Here is an 18463-nt window from a genome sequence, read left to right as displayed (position 1 = left end):
ACTAATTCGGAGTGTCCACTTTTTAGTCTAACTCAGAATGTCCGTTAATTCGCTTGAATCGCCGGTAATTGGCAGTTTTCTAGCAATTAGCGGACACTTTGTTCCGTTAATTCCGGCATCACGCCACATGGGCAGCCGGCCCTATTAGAGTAAAAACTAATAAAAATATTCGATGTGTTGGAATAAAATACCTCCAAACTGTGTTAATATTATAGAAATTGGGGTGACTACATATGAAGGATGAGGTTTATTTATATAATCAAGCACGTTGGGAAGCGTTGGCGAAAGCAAACGCTTTGTTCACACGCCCGAAGTTGGATTTTGATAAAGTGACAGCTCGTCACTATGTAGGATTGGATCGTTTAGGTGTAACAGGAGACATAGCGGGAAAACAAGTCCTTTGTTTGGCAAGCGGCGGTGGACAGCAGTCGGTGGCATTCGCATTGCTAGGAGCCGTTGTAACGGTCTTTGATATTTCCCAATCCCAATTGGAACGCGATCGGGCCGCAGCGGAGCATTATGGGCTTGAGCTTCGTTTAATTCAAGGCGATATGCGCGATTTGTCCTGTTTCGACGACGATTCGTTCGATATCATCTGGCATCCCTACTCCCTTACTTTTGTTCCGGATTCACGGGTCGTGTTTCATGAAGTATCCCGTATACTAAAAGAGGGCGGGTTATATTATTTAATGTGCGCTAATCCATTCTTCTCCGGATTAACTCACAATGATTGGAACGGAGACGGTTACATATTAAAGCTTCCCTATAAAGACGGAACTGTGACATCTTATCCGGATCAAGAGTGGGTTTATGATCAGTCCCAGACTGTAAATAAAATACAAGAGCCCGTAGAATACACTCAAACATTAAGCAGAATCATGAATGGATTAATCAGCGAAGGTTTTCTTCTCGCTTACTTCTCTGAAATCAAAAGTGACGATCCTGAAGCGTTGCCTGGCAGTTGGGGGCATTTTGCAGAGGTGGCGCCGCCATGGTTGGAGTTTGTGTGGTACTATTACCCCGATTTTTTGAAGGAAAATAGATAAGGTATCTCGGAGCTGCAGGATTCGATCGGCGTTACTTTTCATTAAAGGGAGGAACTAACCTATGATAAAACAACTGATAGTCGGAGATGCCATGCATGAGCTGGCCACTACGCGCCGCATCTTGGAGCGTTTGCCCGACGAGCACATGACGTGGAAGCCTCACGAGAAATCGATGGCGTTGGGCGGGCTGGCCACGCACCTGATAAACCTGCTGAATTGGCAAATCGCGATTTTTCTTTACCCGGAATTCGATCTTTCGACCGTGCCGCTTCGGCGGGAAGCTTTGGAAAGACGCGAAGACGTACTAAAGGAATTCGATGCGAACGTCGCTAAGCTTGAAAAGCTGATAGCCGAATGCGACGAGAAGGCGCTCGGCGAGGAATGGACCTTACGGAACGGAGACCATATCATCCTGCGCCAACCACGGGCGATCGCACTTCGTACCTTCGGAATAAGTCACATGGTCCACCACCGGGCACAGCTCGGAGTTTATTTGCGGCTTCTCGATATTCCGGTGCCGGGCCTCTACGGCCCCTCGGCCGACGAGGAAGGCAAATGAATAGGGTATAAAAGCTTAATAATCATCAAGGAAATGGCTGCCGACGGCTCGATCGGCGGCCTTTTTCCGCTAATGATTTCCCTAATAACTTGGTTTATAATGAGTTCGAACGCCAGTTCTATCTAATTGGGGGAGTATAATGCCCGATGCAGTTGCTTTCATCAGAGATGATATTCTAAGCACAATTTCTGATATTTTTGAGATAGAAATATATGATTACACGCAAATCGAGCAAGGTTACTTAAATTTAAAGTGGAAAATTGAAACGGATGTAGGCAGTTTATTTGTAAAGCAATACAATAAGACACGCTATCCCGAAGACTTCGTTAAAGGTCTGGAGATCTCTTTGACCCATCAATCTAATCTACATAAGGAAGGCATCCCAACTCCTAAGTTGTTTTCCAATCAAGGGAGATATGTGTTAAGGACGCCTTCTCAAGAGCGGTTTGTATTAATGGGTCTATGTGAGGGTAACATTATACCACCAGGCTCGGCAAATGAAACTCAAGCATACACTCTAGGGAATGCCATAGGTAAGATGCATCAAATTTTAAATTCGAACAATTCGAACTCATATCCGTTGCATTGGGATATCCGGAACAAAGAAGAGATGTTAGAACGTTGGAATAAAAGATGGATCCATGCAAATAACATGAAATGCGAGAAAACGATCAGAGCATTGGAAGTACAAAGGAAAATCATCGATGAAACGGATATCGATATTTTTTTAAATTGCGAACGGGGCTGGGGGCACTGGGATTTATTTGTAGATAATATTTTATTCACGCAAGATTCATTATCCGCCATTCTCGATTTTGATAGAATGCACTTTGTTTATCCTGAATTTGATATATCACGACCTATATTGTCCTGTACATTGGATAACGCGTCTATTCGTATTGACACAGTGACTGCTTTCGTAAGGGGCTATCGTGAATACCAGCCGTTAACGATGGAGAAATTGGTCAGGTCTATTAAGTTAACTTGGTGGAAAGAAGCGGAATGGGTTGCGGTTGAAGGTGAAGATGATTCAATCCCACTAAAGAGATTTCGGGAAGAAAATATTTGGGTTGGAGAAAATTGGGGCAACTTGCGCGATATCTTTTCTAATCTCTAAGTTCCGAGTTAAGGAGGCTTACATCGTGGAGTCGAAAAGAGCAATAGCCGAAAAAGCTGTGGAGTATATACGTGATGGTATGGTCGTTGGTTTAGGCACTGGGTCTACTGCTTATTGGGCTATTCAAAAATTGGGAATGAAAACAAAGGATGGTCTAAGTATTAAAGCAATAGCAACTTCCATTACCTCCGAAAACTTGGCCAAGGAATTAGGGATTCCGTTAATATCAATGTCTGAGATTGAACAAATTGATATTACAATTGATGGAGCTGACGAGGTTGACGAAGAGTGGAACTTAATAAAAGGGGGTGGAGGTGCACTCTTACGTGAGAAAATCGTAGCTTCTTTTAGCAAGGAACTAATCATTGTGATCGATGAAAGTAAAAAAGTAAATCGACTAGGTAAATTCCCCTTACCTGTTGAAATTGTAAAATTCGGGTATGAGGTTACGCAGAAAAGACTAAGTAAGCTTGGGTGTGTTCCGAAATTAAGGCTTGTTGGTGACAAACCGTTCATTACAGATAACGGAAATTACATTGTTGATTGTAGCTTTGGAAGTATAAACCTACCCAAGGACCTACATACGACAATCAACTTGATTCCGGGAGTCGTTGATAATGGTCTGTTTATTAAGTTAGCAACGAAAGTGATAGTCGGTTACCATGATGGTTCAGTAATAAGTCGCTGTAACCACTAATGTTGAATGGAGAAAGTACGCGGACATTTACATGCCCGCGTACTTTGCGATTAGAGATCAAATGCCATCAACGATACGCTTGGAACGCAAGGATACTTGCTTTAACAGCTCATCTTCGTCGATAGTTAGAAGATGGCGACCCTGCATTAACACTTTTCCGTTTACGATGGTCGTGTCTACATCCGAGCCTTTGGCGCAGTATGCAAGCAGTGAATGTATATTGTGGATCGGCTGTAAGTGGGGTTTTCTTAGATCGATCAAGATGATATCCGCTTTTTTCCCGATTTCCAACGTGCCCGCTTCATGACCTATGTTCAACAACTCTGCACTTCCGACAGTCGCCATGTGAAGAGCATCAATGCCGGGAAGTTTAGTGGGATCGCCGTAATCCAACTTTTGCAGCCAAGCGGCAGCTCTGATTTCCTCAAACATATCTAACGTTGCGGCACTGCCTGCGCCATCCGTGCCTAGCCCAACGATAACTCCTTGTTCGGTCATATCTGTAATGGGTGCAATTCCGCAACCAAGTTTGAGGTTGCTTACGGGATTATGTGACACTCCACCCCGCATGCCCTTTAAATACCCAATATCGCGCCGATTCAGATGCACGCTGTGAGCGAGGAGCACGTGAGCCTTTTCAAACAGACCGAGTTGATACAAATATTCCGTTGGGGTCTGACTGTACTTTTCCCTGATCATGATAACTTCCTCTTTGGTTTCTGCCAGGTGCGTATGAATCGGAATGTTATCCCGCACTGCAAGCTCGATAACCTCATTAAAGGGTCGGGGCGGAACCGTATATGGGGAATGAGGTCCCAGCATAGTCGTGATTCTGCCTTCGGCTTTGCCGCTCCAACGATGGATTAGATCAACCGCCTCCGACATTCGACGGCCTCCGTCATTTTCAAGGAAGACTAACCCCCGCGTTAAAGAAGCCCGCATGCCGACTTCTTCCGCAGCGACCGCGATTTCATTCATGTGGATGTACATGTCGGCAAAGGCAGTTGTACCTGATTTGATCATTTCGGCCATTGCGAGCTTTGCGCCCCAATAAATGTCCTCAGGAGTCATTCTGGATTCAGCGGGGATCATTTTTTTGTCTAACCAATCCATAAGTTTCAGATCGTCGGAAAATCCCCGCAACAAGCTCATAGGGGTGTGTTGGTGGGCGTTAATAAGCCCAGGCATCGCTACCATGCCTTCGGCGTGAATCACTTCATCGGCATCAGCGGTAATGGCAGGCCGAATGTCCGCTATGCGGTCTCCGTCAATGAGAATGTCCCCGATAAACGGTTCGTCGGTTCGCATAGTTAAGATTTTCGCGCCTTTGATTATTTTCTTCATCGTGACAGCCTCCTTTTACTGGGTTTATACTAAACCTTGACGTTGGGTGAGGGTCAAGAAGACAAAGGGGATTCTCATGAAAATAAAAGAAGTCGCGGACAGGTTGAAAATATCGCAGAGGGCTATTCGGTTTTACGAGGACAAGGGGCTCATTGCTCCTTCCAAACGGGATGACAATCAGTATCGTATGTTTGATGAAAAAGACATTTGGCGCCTACAGACAATCATTGCACTGAGGGAGTCGGGGATGTCGGTTAGCGACATTCGGACCGCGCTGCCGGAGGTGGAAGCCCAAGAAAACGGTCAATTACGATATTTTTTGGAACTCCAGCGATCCGTAATGTTCTCAAAATGGGTCGAAATGAAGCAGATTATTGAAACGACAGACAAAATGATTGAAAGCCTCAAGAATAACCAGGGGCTTCCGCTCGATGACATTTATACTCTGGCGGAGGGTTCAAGAAGATTAAGGGAACAACGGGCTTGGGAGGACAAGTGGGGTTTTGACCGCTTGGCAAGCATTCACGATCGGTTGGTTCAAGAAGACAAACGGAAATATAGAGATTACGATGAGGCGCTGCGCCTTATCGTGAAGTGGGTGTCGCCAATTCCTGGCGAACGGGGATTGGATGTCGGAACGGGCACGGGGAACCTAGCCGGCAGATTGGTACATGAAGGTGCGGTTATGGCGGGGGTCGACCAGTCCAACGAGATGTTAAAGGAGTGCCAACGCAAATTTCCGGAGGTTGAGACCAAGCTTGGCAATTTCCTGGCGTTGCCCTATCTTGACGGAAAATTTGATTTTGTCGTTTCGAGTTTTGCCCTGCATCACCTTACGAGCGAGCAAACGCTGATGGCTATTCAAGAAATGCGCAGAGTTTTGAAGCCGCATGGTCGGATTTGCGTCGCGGATTTGATGATTGACGGCGAGGGAGGCGCGGTTATTGAAGACGATGCGGAGTATATTCCGCTAATTGAACTCATTAATCTATTTGAAGACAAAGGATACATCACGAAACATCTAAAAATTAATGAATTGCTGCATGTCGTTTTGGCTGTGCCTATTCGGTAGAGGCAAACATTCCCCTTGCGTTAAGGGCATATCGCGATCGTCCGGTATGTTAAGAGCGGTGAATCGAAAAACGTGGAAAACGAAGAGAATGATGGTCACTAGTAGCGGGGTAATATTTATATGAAATATTCGGGTATGGATATATCGTTTAGAGTTCATACAACGTCAGATACACAACGGATAGTAGAGATGATTAACCGCGATCCCTTTCATATGATGAATGGAGTTACTGTTGCGCAATTTGAGCGTGATTTGGATGAGCCGGGTGAAAAGATCCGAGAAAATACTTTCGTTGTAGAGATTGAGCAGACTACAGTTGGATATTTTTCATTATGCTTTGTAGAACAAGATACTCACATCTCTGTATATAGTTACGGGACGGTGGATGCCGACCGGCGCAGACGCGGGATAGGTACTGCCATCTTCAAGTTCATCTTTATGAGATTAGAAGGAATCGTACGACGAGAAGGAAAACCCATTCACTTTATTCACCGCGCACTTACATGCATTCCTGGTGAAACCAATCTTGGGTTTAACTTTGGCATGCAGGAACAAAATATATTGGAGATACTCAGTCTGAAAATCATGACTGATATGAATAACTTTTACCAACCATCAGGTTTTAATTTTCGTGCGCCGACGTTAGGGGACGCAAAGGTTTGGGCTGATATCTACAATGATGCATTCGGTGGAAATAAAAGTACAGAGAATGTGATACATGAGTTTGATGGACCTAACTTTTGCTCGAACCTATATATCATATGCGTTAGCGAATTCGGATTTCCCATAGGTACTATTTCTTCGTATCTAAGAGGAACTCATGCACGAATCCCAACCATAGCTGTAAGACGTGATTGGCAAGGGAAAGGGATCGGGAAAGCTTTATTGTCAGAAATCCTAAACAGATTAAAAATATTAGGTGCGGACGATGTTCGGCTATCAGTGGACAGTAAAAATAGTGTAGCAAAATCGTTGTACCACAAATTTGGTCTTCAAGAAGAATACAAGAGGATTCACTATATTACTAAATTTTTACCGTAAGAAGTGCGGAGCGACGGGATCAAAACCGTCGCTTTTTTCCCGTTGACGCACGCGTCAGAATATTTGAGGAAGGAAATGAAGGAGTTGTGTTGAATTACATTAAATACTTCCAATGTCTGGGATTTACTGTATTTTTTGATCAAAAGAATTTACCAAACGGGATTGTTCGAAGTCATGGAGTAATCTTGGACCGTTATTTAAGCAAAATGTAAACTTGCTCTAAAATCATCACAACGAAGGGGTACAAAACAAATGCCAATAAGTATGGATTCAAAAGAGTTCATCGATCGCCGGCAAACCATCGCGGAAAAAATGCCTGATCACAGCGCACTTGTACTATTTTCGGGAGGTGTCAAGACACGCAGTCATGACGATAAGTATCCGTTTACCCCGAACCGCAACTTCTATTATCTAACCGGCATTGCGCGCAGCAATCTCATTCTCATGATCACGAAACGCGCCGGCACCGTGACCGAAACGTTATTTCTTAAGCGACCGAATGAACTGGAAGCGAAATGGACAGGAGCCGTCTTATCGGATCAAGAGGCTAAAGAGCAGTCTGGTATCGAGCATTGCGACTATCTTGATGAGTGGCTTGAGTCATTTGGAACCTTTATGAGGCGTTGCGAAGGCAAGGGCTCGCTCTATCTTGACTTGCATCGCGTTCAGTGGAGCGATGAGCCGACCCCTGCGGAGACATTTGCCGAAGATGCGCAGAAGAAATACCGGACCCTGCAGATTCACGATGCGGGCCCATGGCTGAAAGAACTGCGTATGGTGAAGAGTCCGGCAGAGATCGAACAAATCAGACGTGCGATTGCGATCACGGATGAAGCAATCCGGCGCATGTGGTCGCATGCACGTCCTGGAATCATGGAATATGAGCTTGAGGCGCACTTTGATTTCACGTTGAAGTCGCATGGCGTTCGCGAGCTTCCTTATTTACCCATTATTGCTAGCGGCATAAATGCTACCGTCTTGCACTATGAAGCGAATAATCAGCGTGCGGAAGACGGTGACTTGGTCCTCCTCGATCTCGGTGCAGCATCGAATTACTATGCGGCTGATATTTCGCGAACGTTTCCCGTGAATGGTCGCTTTACTGAACGTCAGAAAGAGATCTATCAACTCGTGCTCGAAGCGGAAATCAAGACCATCGAAGCAGTGAAGCCGGGCGTCACACTTCAACAGCTTAATGAGGTTACAAAACAAGTCTTGACAGAGGGCCTTCTGCGTCTCGGTCTCATCCAAGAGAGCAGCGAGCTGTCCAAATACTACTATCATTCCGTGTCCCATCACCTTGGACTGGATACGCACGATATCTCGGAATACAGTGCTGCCATGCAGCCCGGTATGGTGATCACGATTGAACCTGGCCTGTACATAGAGGAAGAAGCGATTGGCATTCGGATAGAAGATAATGTGTTAGTAACAACAGACGGCTGCGAGGTGCTCTCATCGCAGATCCCGAAGGGAATCGAAGAAGTGGAATTGTTGATCGGGAAAAAGGAATAGGCGAACGACATTAAAAAAAGGAGAGTGTAGAGTATGCTGAGCAATAAAACGAACAATGCGGATGTTATCGGTTACTGCAGCATGAGATTTCCGGTCTCGGATTTGAATAAGTCGGTAGATTTTTATTGCAATGTGCTGGGCTATGAATTGATTTCGGCAGATTTTCAGTTTAGAGAGGCACATATTGGATTGAAAAATGGAAACGGTCCGGGTATTTTCTTGATGGAAACCAGACCGGAACATATCACACAATTGAAGTTTGTATTTCCTCGTTCCTTCTTTATCACAAGCAGCACGGGGCACGTGACGATGGTTGAGCTGTTAACGAATGATTTGCTTGCTTTGCATGAACGGATTAAACAAGCTGGAGCCCATATTGATAAAGAGCCTGAAATTACTAATGATTTCGGTTATTTCACCTTTTATGACCCGGACGGACACTATATTCGGGCGGTCGAAGAAAGAGGCGTGTAAACAAGATAACGAACGCCCTTGATCATCAACATCAAGGGCGTTCCTCCATATCCATCCTTCTCAGCTTGAACTGCCCCGGCGTCATGCCCGTATACTTTTTGAACACCTTAAAAAAATGCCTTTGATTTTCGTACCCGACCATGTCGGCAATAACGTGAACCGGCCAATCGGGATGCTCGCTCATAAGCTCCTGCGCTTTCTTCATCCGGATGGAGTGTAAATATTGAAGGAAGGTCGTGCCTAACTCCTTACTAAGCAGCATGCTGACATAGTTCGGATGTAAGCCCGCGTGTTCCGCCACCTTGTCAAGCGATAGATCCGTACGGTAATGTTCTTCGATACAGCGAATGATTTTGGCCAATGACACGGAGCCGGTTTTGGCATCCGAAGAAGCTGGGAGCTTAATAGTAGGGCGTTCCCGAGACCGATCGTGCAATATCGATTGAGCGGTCTTATCCAATAAGGCGAACAGCTCGAGCTTGTCGATCGGCTTCAGCAAATAATCAATGACCCGATATTGCAGAGCAAGCTTGGCGTACTGGAATTCGTTGTACCCGCTTAAAATGACGAAACGGTCGTCCCGGTTCCGCTGCCTCGTCCGGCGGATCAGCTCAAGGCCGTCCATCTCGGGCATATGAATGTCGGTGATGATTAAATCGGGCTGAAGTCGCTCGATTTTTTCCAGCGCTTCAAAGCCGTCGGCCGCTTCCGCGATTTCCGTAAACGGTGTATTTTCCCTTTGAATGATGCGGATGATTCCCTGCAAAATAACCGGTTCATCGTCGACGACAAGCAGTTTCATGGTGTCTCCCCCTTATAAAGCTGAAGCGTGCAAACCGTTCCTTCTCCCGGCACGCTGTCGATCCGTATTCCCGATTGCTTCCCGTAAAACATCTTGATGCGCTCATTCACATTGGAAAGACCGAGCCCGCCCCGTTCCGATTGCAGCGTATGCACTTCGCCCGCATCCATAAGCGCATTCCGGACCGCCCGGAGCCGTTCCTCCGGAATGCCGGCGCCGGTATCTTCAACGGCAACATACACATATTCGGAATCTTCGTACACACGTACGGTTAAATGTCCTTGCTTTCTTACTTTAGCGATGCCGTGCGCGATGCTGTTCTCTACGATCGGCTGCAAAATGAACCGCGGACAAACGAAACGGTCAACGGGTGCGGCAATGTCGAACGAAACCTGCAGCCTGTCCCCCATGCGGATTTGTTGGATTTTGACGTAATCCTTGCTGTTTTCGATCTCCTCTTTCAAGGACGTTTCCTCTTGCAGCGAGGACAAGCTGTAACGGAACAGCTTGCCGAGCGTATATGCCATATCCGCCGCCTCATGGTCGTCGTTTGCGTCGGCAATCATGCGGATCGACTCCAACGTGTTGTATAAGAAGTGAGGCTTGATTTGCGCCTGCATCATCCGGTAAGCCGCTTCCTTGCGCATCAACTCGGAACGGTGGACCGTATTGATGAGCTCATCCATCCGGCTGATCATCGTATTGTACGATGCGGTCAGCTGGCCGACTTCGTCGCCGATAATTTCTCCCCTATATAAAGGAAAATTGCTTTCGTTGACCTGCCGCATATGCCGGGAAAGCTTCAATATCCGTTTCGTCATTGAGAGGGCGATCATATAGTAGATGCCGGACAGCAGCAGAAGAAGGACGCTGACGGTAACTGCAAGCACATATTTGTTTTTGTTAATGCTGTCAAACACGTCGTCCAGCTGTTCGATGACGACGAACCGAAGCTTCAACCCGTCCGAGTAGAACGATTGCACGAGCATCAGGCGCCGGTTGAACGTTTGGTATTCGTGGAATGTGGAGCGTTCGGACGCTTTTTGAAATAGTAACTGTTTTTGCTCCTTCGACAACGGCGTCGCTTCCGTAAAGTAAAGTTCATTGTTATCTTGGTCAAGCACATAAATGTTGCCTGTTCCGCCTTTGTTCAGCGATTCAAGCAGCGGCACGATCATGCCGGAATCTACCGTAATGTCTAGCAAACCGATTTCCTGCTCGTAGTTCCGGTTGCCGATTTTTCGAAAGTAGTGAAGATTGATCCCCGGTTCGCCGCCGTCGGCATGAAAAGACACCCACTTTCCGATCCCTAGCGGCAGCTCCGTGAGCGCCGGATCGTACGGAAATTCGTCGATGTCGGCCATTTCGGTGCGGAACACCATACTGTTCTGCTTCTTATGGTAAATGGTTGCGTCGGCGATCAGCAGGTTAGACGATTGAATATATGAGAACAAAGGGCGGATATACGTTAAAAAATTGTTCACCTGATCGAAGTCGGTTCGGTACCTTCCGCTCAAATAGTTGATGACGTTCGAATTGTATTGAAAGAGATTGTAGACCGACTCGATTTGGACGGTGCCGACCTTCAGATTGGCCGCCACTTGGTCGACGATCTTTTGCCGGCCTTGCGCATAATCGTGAAGAATCCGGTTATAGTTCTGATTGTACAGAAACAGCCCGAACGAAACGATCGGAATGATGATAATAAAAATATAGCCGAGAGCCATTTTTTTGACGATGGACAAGCTGCGCATTCGTTTCAAAAGCCGGGATCCCGTCATAGCCGCACCACCTTACAAATGGACAGTATGGTTCTTAAAAATGATCGCTATCTTCATCCGCATCAATTCAATTAAGATAAATGTAAGCGCTTTAGGAAAGGAGATAACCAAAAGAGGAGGTGCTACGAATGAGTATAACATTAAAAAGAATGAAGAAAAATTGGCAGCTTTATCTAATCGTCCTGCCCTCGCTCATTTACTTGATCGTATTCAAATACGTGCCGATGGGCGGCGTACAAATCGCGTTCAAAAATTACATGGTTACGAAAGGGATCTTGGGAAGCCCGTGGGTCGGATTCAAGCATTTCGAAGCTTTTTTTGAGCTCCCGATCTTCTGGTCGATCATCAAAAATACGCTGTTTCTCAGTTTATACTCGCTGGCGGTAGGCTTTCCGGCACCGATCATTTTGGCGCTCGCTTTGAACGAGGTGCGCAAGGGGCTCTTTAAGCGTGTCGTACAGCTCGTTACGTTCGCTCCTTATTTTATCTCAACGGTCATTATGGTTTCGATGATTATGCTGTTTTTATCGCCGCAAATCGGAATCGTGCACTTTTTGTCGGAAACGTTCGGGTTTCAAGCGGATAACGTCATGTCCAAGCCGGAAGCGTTTAAAACCGTCTACGTGCTGTCCGACGTCTGGCAGTACACCGGATATGCGGCGATCATTTATATGGCGGCGTTGGCGGGGGTGGATCCTCACTTGTATGAAGCGGCTAAGATGGACGGCGCCTCCAGGTGGCAGCGGATGCTGCATATCGACATCCCGGGCTTGATGCCGACGGCCATTGTGCTTCTGATCTTGAATGCGGGTCAGGTCATGAACGTCGGCTTCGAAAAAGTGTATTTGATGCAAAACCCGATCAATGTCAGTACGTCGGAGGTCATATCCACGTACGTGTACAAGATGGGGCTCGTCGGTGCGAATTTCAGCTTCTCCACTGCGGTAGGACTCTTCAATTCCGTCGTCAATCTGCTGCTGCTGCTGATCGTCAACACCATCGCACGGAAAAAGTCGGAAACGAGTTTGTGGTAGAGGAGGAAATGCTTTGGGAACGGCTATACGCGAAAGTTTGCCCGACCGTTTGTTCATGGGCGTCGTATATGTGTTTCTCATTTTGAGCCTGATTGTCGTCGCTTACCCGCTCATTTATATCGTCAGCTCGTCGTTTAGCTCCTCCTCTGCAGTCATATCCGGCAAGGTGTGGCTGTTTCCGGTAGAACCGACGCTGAGAGGGTACGAGGCTGTCTTCCAAAATCCGCAAATCGTGAAGGGGTACGGGAATTCCTTGTTTTACACGGTGTTCGGGACGCTGCTTAACGTCATTATGACGATTACGGCTGCGTATCCGCTGTCGCGGAAAGATTTTCACGGACGCAATCTCATTACCGCGCTGTTCGTCTTCACGATGCTGTTCAGCGGCGGGCTCATTCCGTACTATTTGACGGTGAAGGAGCTCGGCTTGTTGGACACCCGATGGGCGATGATCGTTCCCGGCGCGCTCTCCGTCTGGCAGGTCATCATTGCAAGAACGTTCTTCCAGACATCGATTCCCACGGAGCTTACGGAGGCGGCGCATATGGACGGCTGCGGCGACTTCAAGTTTTTGCTGCGGATCGTGCTTCCGCTATCCAAGCCGATTATCGCCGTGCTCGTGCTTATGTACGCCATCGGCCACTGGAACGCATACTTCGATGCGCTTATTTTCTTAAAGACGGCGGACTTGTATCCTCTTCAAATCGTTCTGCGGAACATTCTCATCCTGAACTCGGTCGATGCGACGATGATCAAGGACGTCGATGAGCTGGCGGAGCGCCAAGGTCTCAAGGAGCTGCTGAAATACTCGTTGATCGTCGTCGCCAGCGCGCCGGTTCTCATGCTGTATCCGTTCGTGCAGCAGCATTTCGTAAAGGGGCTGCTGATCGGATCGGTAAAAGGCTGATGCGAACATTTTGGAAAGGGGTGATTCAGCCAAGGTTATCGGTCGATGAATTGCGGAGTTTGACTTACAAAATGCATGAATCCGAAAAGGGAGGCATTTCGCACATGAAAAAAATATATAAAACGAAGCTGTTGATCATCGTCGCGCTGGCTGCGGCACTTATGCTGCTTTCGGCCGGCTGCGGCTCAAACAAGGAAGGTTCGGCGGACGGCGGCACAGAGGGGCAGTCCGGTGCGGCAAAACAAAGCTTTAACGAGTCGGGCTTTCCGATCGTTTCAGAGAAGATTACGATGTCCGCTTTCGCGCCGCAGTCGGCCAACATTGCGGACCTGAATACGAACTGGTTTACGAAATATCTTGAGGAAAAAACAAACATCCATCTCGAATGGCAGCTTGTTCCCCAAGACGGACTGCAGGAAAAGAAGCAGCTGCTGCTGGCCAGCGGCGATTACCCCGACATCTTCATGCAAGGCAATCTGACGAAGGAGGAGCAGCTCCTCTACGGACAGCAAGGCGTGTTCATTCCGCTCAACGACTTGATCGATAAATACGCGCCGAATATTAAAAAAGCGTTCGAGGACATTTCCTATTTGGAAAAGGCGATTACAGCGCCGGACGGAAACATTTACGCCATTCCTTCCGTCAACGAATGCTATCATTGCCAATTCGGCTCCAAAATGTGGGTGAACTCAAAGTGGCTGGAGAAGCTCGGACTGAGCGCGCCAAAGACGACAGACGAATTTTACGGCATGCTGAAGGCGTTCAAGGAGCAGGATCCGAACGGTAACGGCAAGGCGGATGAAATCGCGCTCACCGGGTCGCCGACCGGCTGGTTTACGGACGTCGAAACCTTTATTATGAATGCCTTCGTGTATTACAACAAAGAAAACAACTATTTTATGATGAACAACGGCGTGCTGGAGACGGCGGCCGACAAGCCCGGGTTTAAGAAAGGGCTGGAATTTCTGCACAAGCTGTACGCCGAAGGGCTGATCGACAAAGAAGCGTTCACGCAGAAGTCGGACGCGCTTGCGCAGAAGGGCAATCATCCCGACTTGGCAATCGTCGGCGCGGTTCCGGCGGGCTGGTTCGGGGAGTTTACCGATGCTTCTCCGGAAGCGACGCGGCATAAAGAGTACGATCCGATCGCTCCGTTGACGGGTCCTGACGGCGTATCTTACGCTGCGCACTATGTCGGCATCGGCAACTCGGTGTTTGCGATTACGAACGTAAACAAAAAACCGGAAGCGGCAATTCGGCTGGCCGATTACTTGTACTCCGAAGAAGGCACGATCATGTCGAACTTCGGAGAGGAAGGTCGAAATTGGAAAAAGGCGGAGTCCGGCGACAAGAACGTGAACGGGACGCAGTCCGTATTCAAGGTGCTCGAAACGTCCTACGGGGTCGGCCAAGTTCAGAACGATCATTGGAATCAAATGGGGCCGGGGCTTCGTTCGAAGGCATTCCGCGAGAACGCGTATACTTCGGCGCAGGACCCTTATACGATGGACGGACTGGAGCTGAGGCTGCATCTCGCAACGAAAAATTTATATGAGGGCCATCAGCCGAAGGAGGAGTTCCCGACCGATATTTTCCTCTCCCCGGAGCAGGCCGACAGGGTAAAACAGCTGAAGCCGATCGTTACGGATTATATCAAGCAATCGATGCTGGAGTTCATCATGGGCAACAAGGATCTCGATAAGGATTGGGACGCTTACGTCAAGGGACTTAAAGATTCGGGAATGGACGAATTCATCCGAATTTATCAGGAAGCTTACGACAACGTATACAAATGACAATAGGAGGAAATCGGAATGAGCGAGCGGTGGGAGCGTACGGAATGGTTCCGGTACGACCGGTTCGGGATGTTTATCCATTGGGGGCTGTACGCAATCCCGGCCCGAGGCGAATGGGTAAGAGCCCGTGAAAGAATTAGCAATGAGGAGTATCAGCGCTATTTTGACGAGTTTAATCCTACCCGGTATAACCCGCGCGAATGGGCGAAAGCCGCGAAAGCGGCCGGCCAGAAGTATGCCGTGATCACGACAAAGCACCATGACGGATTTTGTTTGTTCGACAGCGCGCTCACGGACTATAAGGCGACGAACACGCCGGCGGGGCGCGATCTGATCCGCGAATTTGTCGATGCGTTTCGCGCGGAAGGGATTCGGACCGGCTTCTATTATTCGTTAATCGACTGGTATCATGAGCATTATCCCGCATATGGCGACCGCCAGCATCCGATGAGGGACAATGAAGCGTTTAAACATAAACCGATCGATTTCGATAAATACTTGACTTATATGCACGGTCAAGTGAAAGAGCTGTTGACCAATTACGGCAAGATCGACATTATGTGGTTCGATTTCTCTTACGACGACATGACGGGCGAGAAATGGCAAGCGACCAAGCTGATCGAAATGATCCGGTCCATCCAGCCTGACATTATTATCGATAACCGGCTCGGAGGCAATATCAAAGCGGAGCATCCGGAAATTTATGCGGGAGACTTCTATTCGCCCGAGCAAATCATTCCGCCGGGAGGCATCATAGACGAGTTGGGACGCCAGGTGCCTTGGGAAGCATGCATAACGCTTAATGATAACTGGGGCTATCACGCGTCAGACAATCGGTATAAAACCCCGGAACAGGTCGTTCGCGCTTTAGTGGAATGCGTCAGCAAGAACGGAAATTTGCTGCTCAACGTCGGTCCGGACGCCAAGGGCGAAATTCCGCAGGAGTCGCTGAATATTTTGGACACGGTCGGCGAATGGGTGCGGCGCAACGGCGACAGCATTTACGGCTGCTCCGCATCCCTGCTCCCGAAACCGGAATGGGGACGGTATACGCAAAGAGGGAACAAATTGTACGCCCACGTGTTCGACCGGGGTATCGGGCCGATTTATTTCCAGGGATTGAAAGGGAAAATCGCGAAAGCGAGACTTCTGGCGGACGGCTCCGAGCTTCACGTGCAAACGCCGTGGATGGCGGAGCAATATTCCGATATCGAGAGCGGAGCGTTTATTAACTTGCCCGGCGGGAAGCTGCCTTACGAGCTCGATACAGTTATTGAGCTGGAATTGCAGGAAATAGATTAGAAGAGCGGCACACTCGCTCTTGCGCAGGAGCCTGTCACAAAATTCCAAGGAAGACAAGGATGAAGCAGCCGGACACTACGATCGGCTGCTTCGTTATTGAGTAACGGAGTATAACTGAATGAATAATTCAGAAAAAGGCGGTAATTGGAATTATCCAAGATAGCAATCAAGAAGAAATCAAACCATTACTTCAACGCTATGATTGAGAAAAAGGAGTTGACCATAGATGACAGTAAAACTTACCCCTTATTTAAATATGGAAGGGAACGCAAGGGAAGCTATTCAGTTTTATGAACAAGCAATTGGCGCCGAAGTTATCTCAATGATCACTTACGGAGAGATACCGGAAATGCCCGATACTTTCACCGATGACCTAAAGAATCTTGTGGCACACGCAAAAATACGAGTTGGTGAATCGGAGCTAATGTTTTCGGATGCTCCAAGCGGTTCGTCGATTCCAAAGGGTAAACAGGTGACAATTTGCATTACAACGAATGACGTGGAAAAGTCAAAACGATTTTTTGAAGCCTTACGGCAAAACGGTCAAGTTAATATGCCGTTTGGGGAAGAAGCTTTTAGCCCCGGCTTTGGTGATGTAACTGACAAATTCGGCGTGACCTTTCAAATTTATACTGAAATAGAGAGCTAAAGTAATGATGTACAATGAATCGGACGCTAAGCTAATAACCCAGCCCATAACCAGAGCTGGGTTTACTGCATTTTATGACATAGCACTGTGTTACATTATAGTCCGTAAGCTTTTTTCATTCATATCTTTTCGTTCGTCAATGAAGACGAGTTTCCTGAGGCGGCAGCGAAATTTACGAGCGTTCGAATCCTTCTTCTTCGAGATACTCCTTCGCCTCCGCATATGAATCGAATGTTGCGTCTAGTATCAATCCGGAGAAAATGTACCACATTTGATCCTCGTCTTCAAATTTGAGTTCAAGCGTTTGCCCCTTGCCGTTTTTCCATCGTTCTTCCTTGGCTTGCCCCACAGGTGCAGACACACTAGCTGCAGAGTTACTAAGCGAACGGATCGAACGTTCGATCAGGGAGTGAAGCTCCTCGGCCGAAAAATCCCGAATATTCACGAAACCCTTGCTATCCAAATGAAAATCATGTAATTCACCGGCATATACATATCCGTTGCCGTTCGGGTGAAGATGATAAACGACAGTTTTCTTATCGGTAACGCTTTGATCATAATGGTAATTTACGCGTCCAAGAGACACGTCCTTGCGCTGCAGTTCCGGGAATGAATCCGCAATTGCAAGCTTTTCTTGAAAACTCAACATAGTGGGGCCTCCATTTCATGAATTTCTACTTTCATTATACCCGAACATACTGTTACGCCGTTTTTTCGGCAAACCTTTGTTGGACTATTGATTTAAGTGCGACCTCCTAATGTTTGGAAACGTATAATTGATGAAGATATCCCCCGATGTACGCATCGGAGATTTCGGGAGGGTGTTATTTTGAAAAGATTTATATTGTTATTCGCAATCATTTGCTTCATTACAGTTGGCTGTAATTCAGTACCGCAAATAACTTCGGAGGAGTTAGAGAAAATATCGGTCCACATCATTGAGGAGAAAAACACTACTGACGGGAAATTCTATACATTGAAATTATATAATAAGTCAAAGTTTACAATAAGGCAAAATAATGTATATATAAGCTACCTCATTGTGACTGAAGGAAGTCAAAAAGGAAACGATTTTAAAGTTTTAACAAGGAATAATCGTTTGGATATTAAACCGAATGAAAATGTAACGTTAACAGCACATGTCCCTAAAGAGATGTTTGATGGAAATCGATACATCAACATGGATGAACCTTATGTGGATATCATTGGATATATTGAAGAACTAAAAGGTGAGCGACAATTTCATATGATTGAACCCTTAAAAAAATGATGTTTAAAATGCGGCGGAGTCCCGGTTATCAGGCTCCGCCGCTTGAGCGATAAATCG

General features: G+C 47.2%; 18 protein-coding genes. 14 read left to right on the top strand and 4 right to left on the bottom strand.

What is annotated here, in order from left to right; translation table 11 throughout:
• Positions 1-233: 233 nt before the first annotated feature.
• The 4 genes from PT964_RS24045 (at position 234) to rpiA (ending at position 3419) form a co-directional block, all read left to right on the top strand.
• Positions 234-1046, top strand: a complete 813-nt coding sequence (locus PT964_RS24045) for a class I SAM-dependent methyltransferase (protein WP_274365905.1) — start codon at positions 234-236, stop codon at positions 1044-1046.
• A gap of 61 nt (positions 1047-1107) precedes the next feature.
• Positions 1108-1605 carry a DinB family protein gene (locus tag PT964_RS24040; RefSeq protein WP_274365904.1) on the top strand — a complete coding sequence of 166 codons (498 nt, stop codon included), beginning with the start codon at positions 1108-1110 and terminating at the stop codon, positions 1603-1605.
• Between the two features lie 139 nt (positions 1606-1744).
• Complete coding sequence (locus PT964_RS24035) at positions 1745-2722, top strand: phosphotransferase (RefSeq protein ID WP_274365903.1); 978 nt, start codon at positions 1745-1747, stop codon at positions 2720-2722.
• 25 nt (positions 2723-2747) lie between these two features.
• Entirely contained in the window at positions 2748-3419 is a 672-nt protein-coding gene (gene rpiA / locus PT964_RS24030) for a ribose-5-phosphate isomerase RpiA (RefSeq protein WP_274365902.1), read from the top strand.
• A gap of 57 nt (positions 3420-3476) precedes the next feature.
• On the opposite strand, the gene PT964_RS24025 is transcribed toward rpiA, so the two are convergent.
• Positions 3477-4763: an amidohydrolase gene (locus PT964_RS24025; RefSeq protein ID WP_274365901.1), complete on the bottom strand. Its 1287-nt coding sequence runs from the start codon at positions 4761-4763 to the stop codon at positions 3477-3479.
• A 76-nt stretch (positions 4764-4839) separates the two neighbouring features.
• Between PT964_RS24025 and PT964_RS24020 the strand changes: the two genes are divergently transcribed.
• The 4 genes from PT964_RS24020 (at position 4840) to PT964_RS24005 (ending at position 8865) form a co-directional block, all read left to right on the top strand.
• Positions 4840-5835, top strand: coding sequence for a methyltransferase domain-containing protein (locus PT964_RS24020; protein WP_274365900.1), 996 nt, complete (start codon positions 4840-4842; stop codon positions 5833-5835).
• Between the two features lie 120 nt (positions 5836-5955).
• A complete protein-coding gene (locus PT964_RS24015) occupies positions 5956-6876 on the top strand; it encodes a GNAT family N-acetyltransferase (RefSeq protein WP_274365899.1) in 921 nt (306 codons plus the stop codon).
• Between the two features lie 264 nt (positions 6877-7140).
• On the top strand, positions 7141-8391 hold the full coding sequence (locus PT964_RS24010) for an aminopeptidase P family protein (RefSeq protein WP_425262793.1): 1251 nt from the start codon (positions 7141-7143) through the stop codon (positions 8389-8391).
• A gap of 33 nt (positions 8392-8424) precedes the next feature.
• Positions 8425-8865 (top strand): VOC family protein, encoded by a 441-nt coding sequence (locus tag PT964_RS24005; RefSeq protein WP_274365897.1) that lies wholly within the window; start codon positions 8425-8427, stop codon positions 8863-8865.
• Positions 8866-8896: 31 nt separating this feature from the next.
• Here PT964_RS24005 and PT964_RS24000 read toward each other — a convergent pair whose 3' ends face one another.
• Positions 8897-9667 carry a response regulator transcription factor gene (locus PT964_RS24000; RefSeq protein ID WP_274365896.1) on the bottom strand — a complete coding sequence of 257 codons (771 nt, stop codon included), beginning with the start codon at positions 9665-9667 and terminating at the stop codon, positions 8897-8899.
• A complete protein-coding gene (locus PT964_RS23995; protein ID WP_274365895.1) occupies positions 9664-11448 on the bottom strand; it encodes a sensor histidine kinase in 1785 nt (594 codons plus the stop codon). Before PT964_RS23995 ends, PT964_RS24000 begins: the two co-directional genes overlap by 4 nt.
• A 128-nt stretch (positions 11449-11576) precedes the next feature.
• Here PT964_RS23995 and PT964_RS23990 point away from each other — a divergent pair, with 128 nt between their 5' ends.
• From PT964_RS23990 to PT964_RS23970, 5 genes are all read left to right on the top strand, one after another.
• Positions 11577-12482 carry an ABC transporter permease gene (locus PT964_RS23990; protein WP_274365894.1) on the top strand — a complete coding sequence of 302 codons (906 nt, stop codon included), beginning with the start codon at positions 11577-11579 and terminating at the stop codon, positions 12480-12482.
• A gap of 55 nt (positions 12483-12537) precedes the next feature.
• Complete coding sequence (locus PT964_RS23985) at positions 12538-13389, top strand: carbohydrate ABC transporter permease (protein ID WP_274365907.1); 852 nt, start codon at positions 12538-12540, stop codon at positions 13387-13389.
• A gap of 104 nt (positions 13390-13493) precedes the next feature.
• The gene (locus PT964_RS23980) at positions 13494-15185 is read left to right on the top strand and encodes an ABC transporter substrate-binding protein (protein ID WP_274365893.1); all 1692 of its coding nucleotides are present in this window, start codon (positions 13494-13496) and stop codon (positions 15183-15185) included.
• An 18-nt stretch (positions 15186-15203) separates the two neighbouring features.
• A complete protein-coding gene (locus PT964_RS23975; protein ID WP_274365892.1) occupies positions 15204-16487 on the top strand; it encodes an alpha-L-fucosidase in 1284 nt (427 codons plus the stop codon).
• Between the two features lie 226 nt (positions 16488-16713).
• On the top strand, positions 16714-17136 hold the full coding sequence (locus PT964_RS23970; protein ID WP_274365891.1) for a VOC family protein: 423 nt from the start codon (positions 16714-16716) through the stop codon (positions 17134-17136).
• A 172-nt stretch (positions 17137-17308) separates the two neighbouring features.
• On the opposite strand, the gene PT964_RS23965 is transcribed toward PT964_RS23970, so the two are convergent.
• On the bottom strand, positions 17309-17785 hold the full coding sequence (locus PT964_RS23965; RefSeq protein WP_274365890.1) for a hypothetical protein: 477 nt from the start codon (positions 17783-17785) through the stop codon (positions 17309-17311).
• A gap of 180 nt (positions 17786-17965) precedes the next feature.
• On the opposite strand from PT964_RS23965, the gene PT964_RS23960 reads away from it, so the two are divergent.
• A complete protein-coding gene (locus PT964_RS23960; protein WP_274365889.1) occupies positions 17966-18406 on the top strand; it encodes a hypothetical protein in 441 nt (146 codons plus the stop codon).
• The last annotated feature ends 57 nt before the right edge of the window (positions 18407-18463 follow it).

Source organism: Paenibacillus thermotolerans (genome assembly GCF_028745515.1).
GTDB classification, from domain to species: Bacteria; Bacillota; Bacilli; order Paenibacillales; family YIM-B00363; genus Paenibacillus_AE; species Paenibacillus_AE thermotolerans.
Note: the sequence above shows the minus strand (reverse complement) of the source record. Positions and strands in the feature narration are given on the sequence as shown.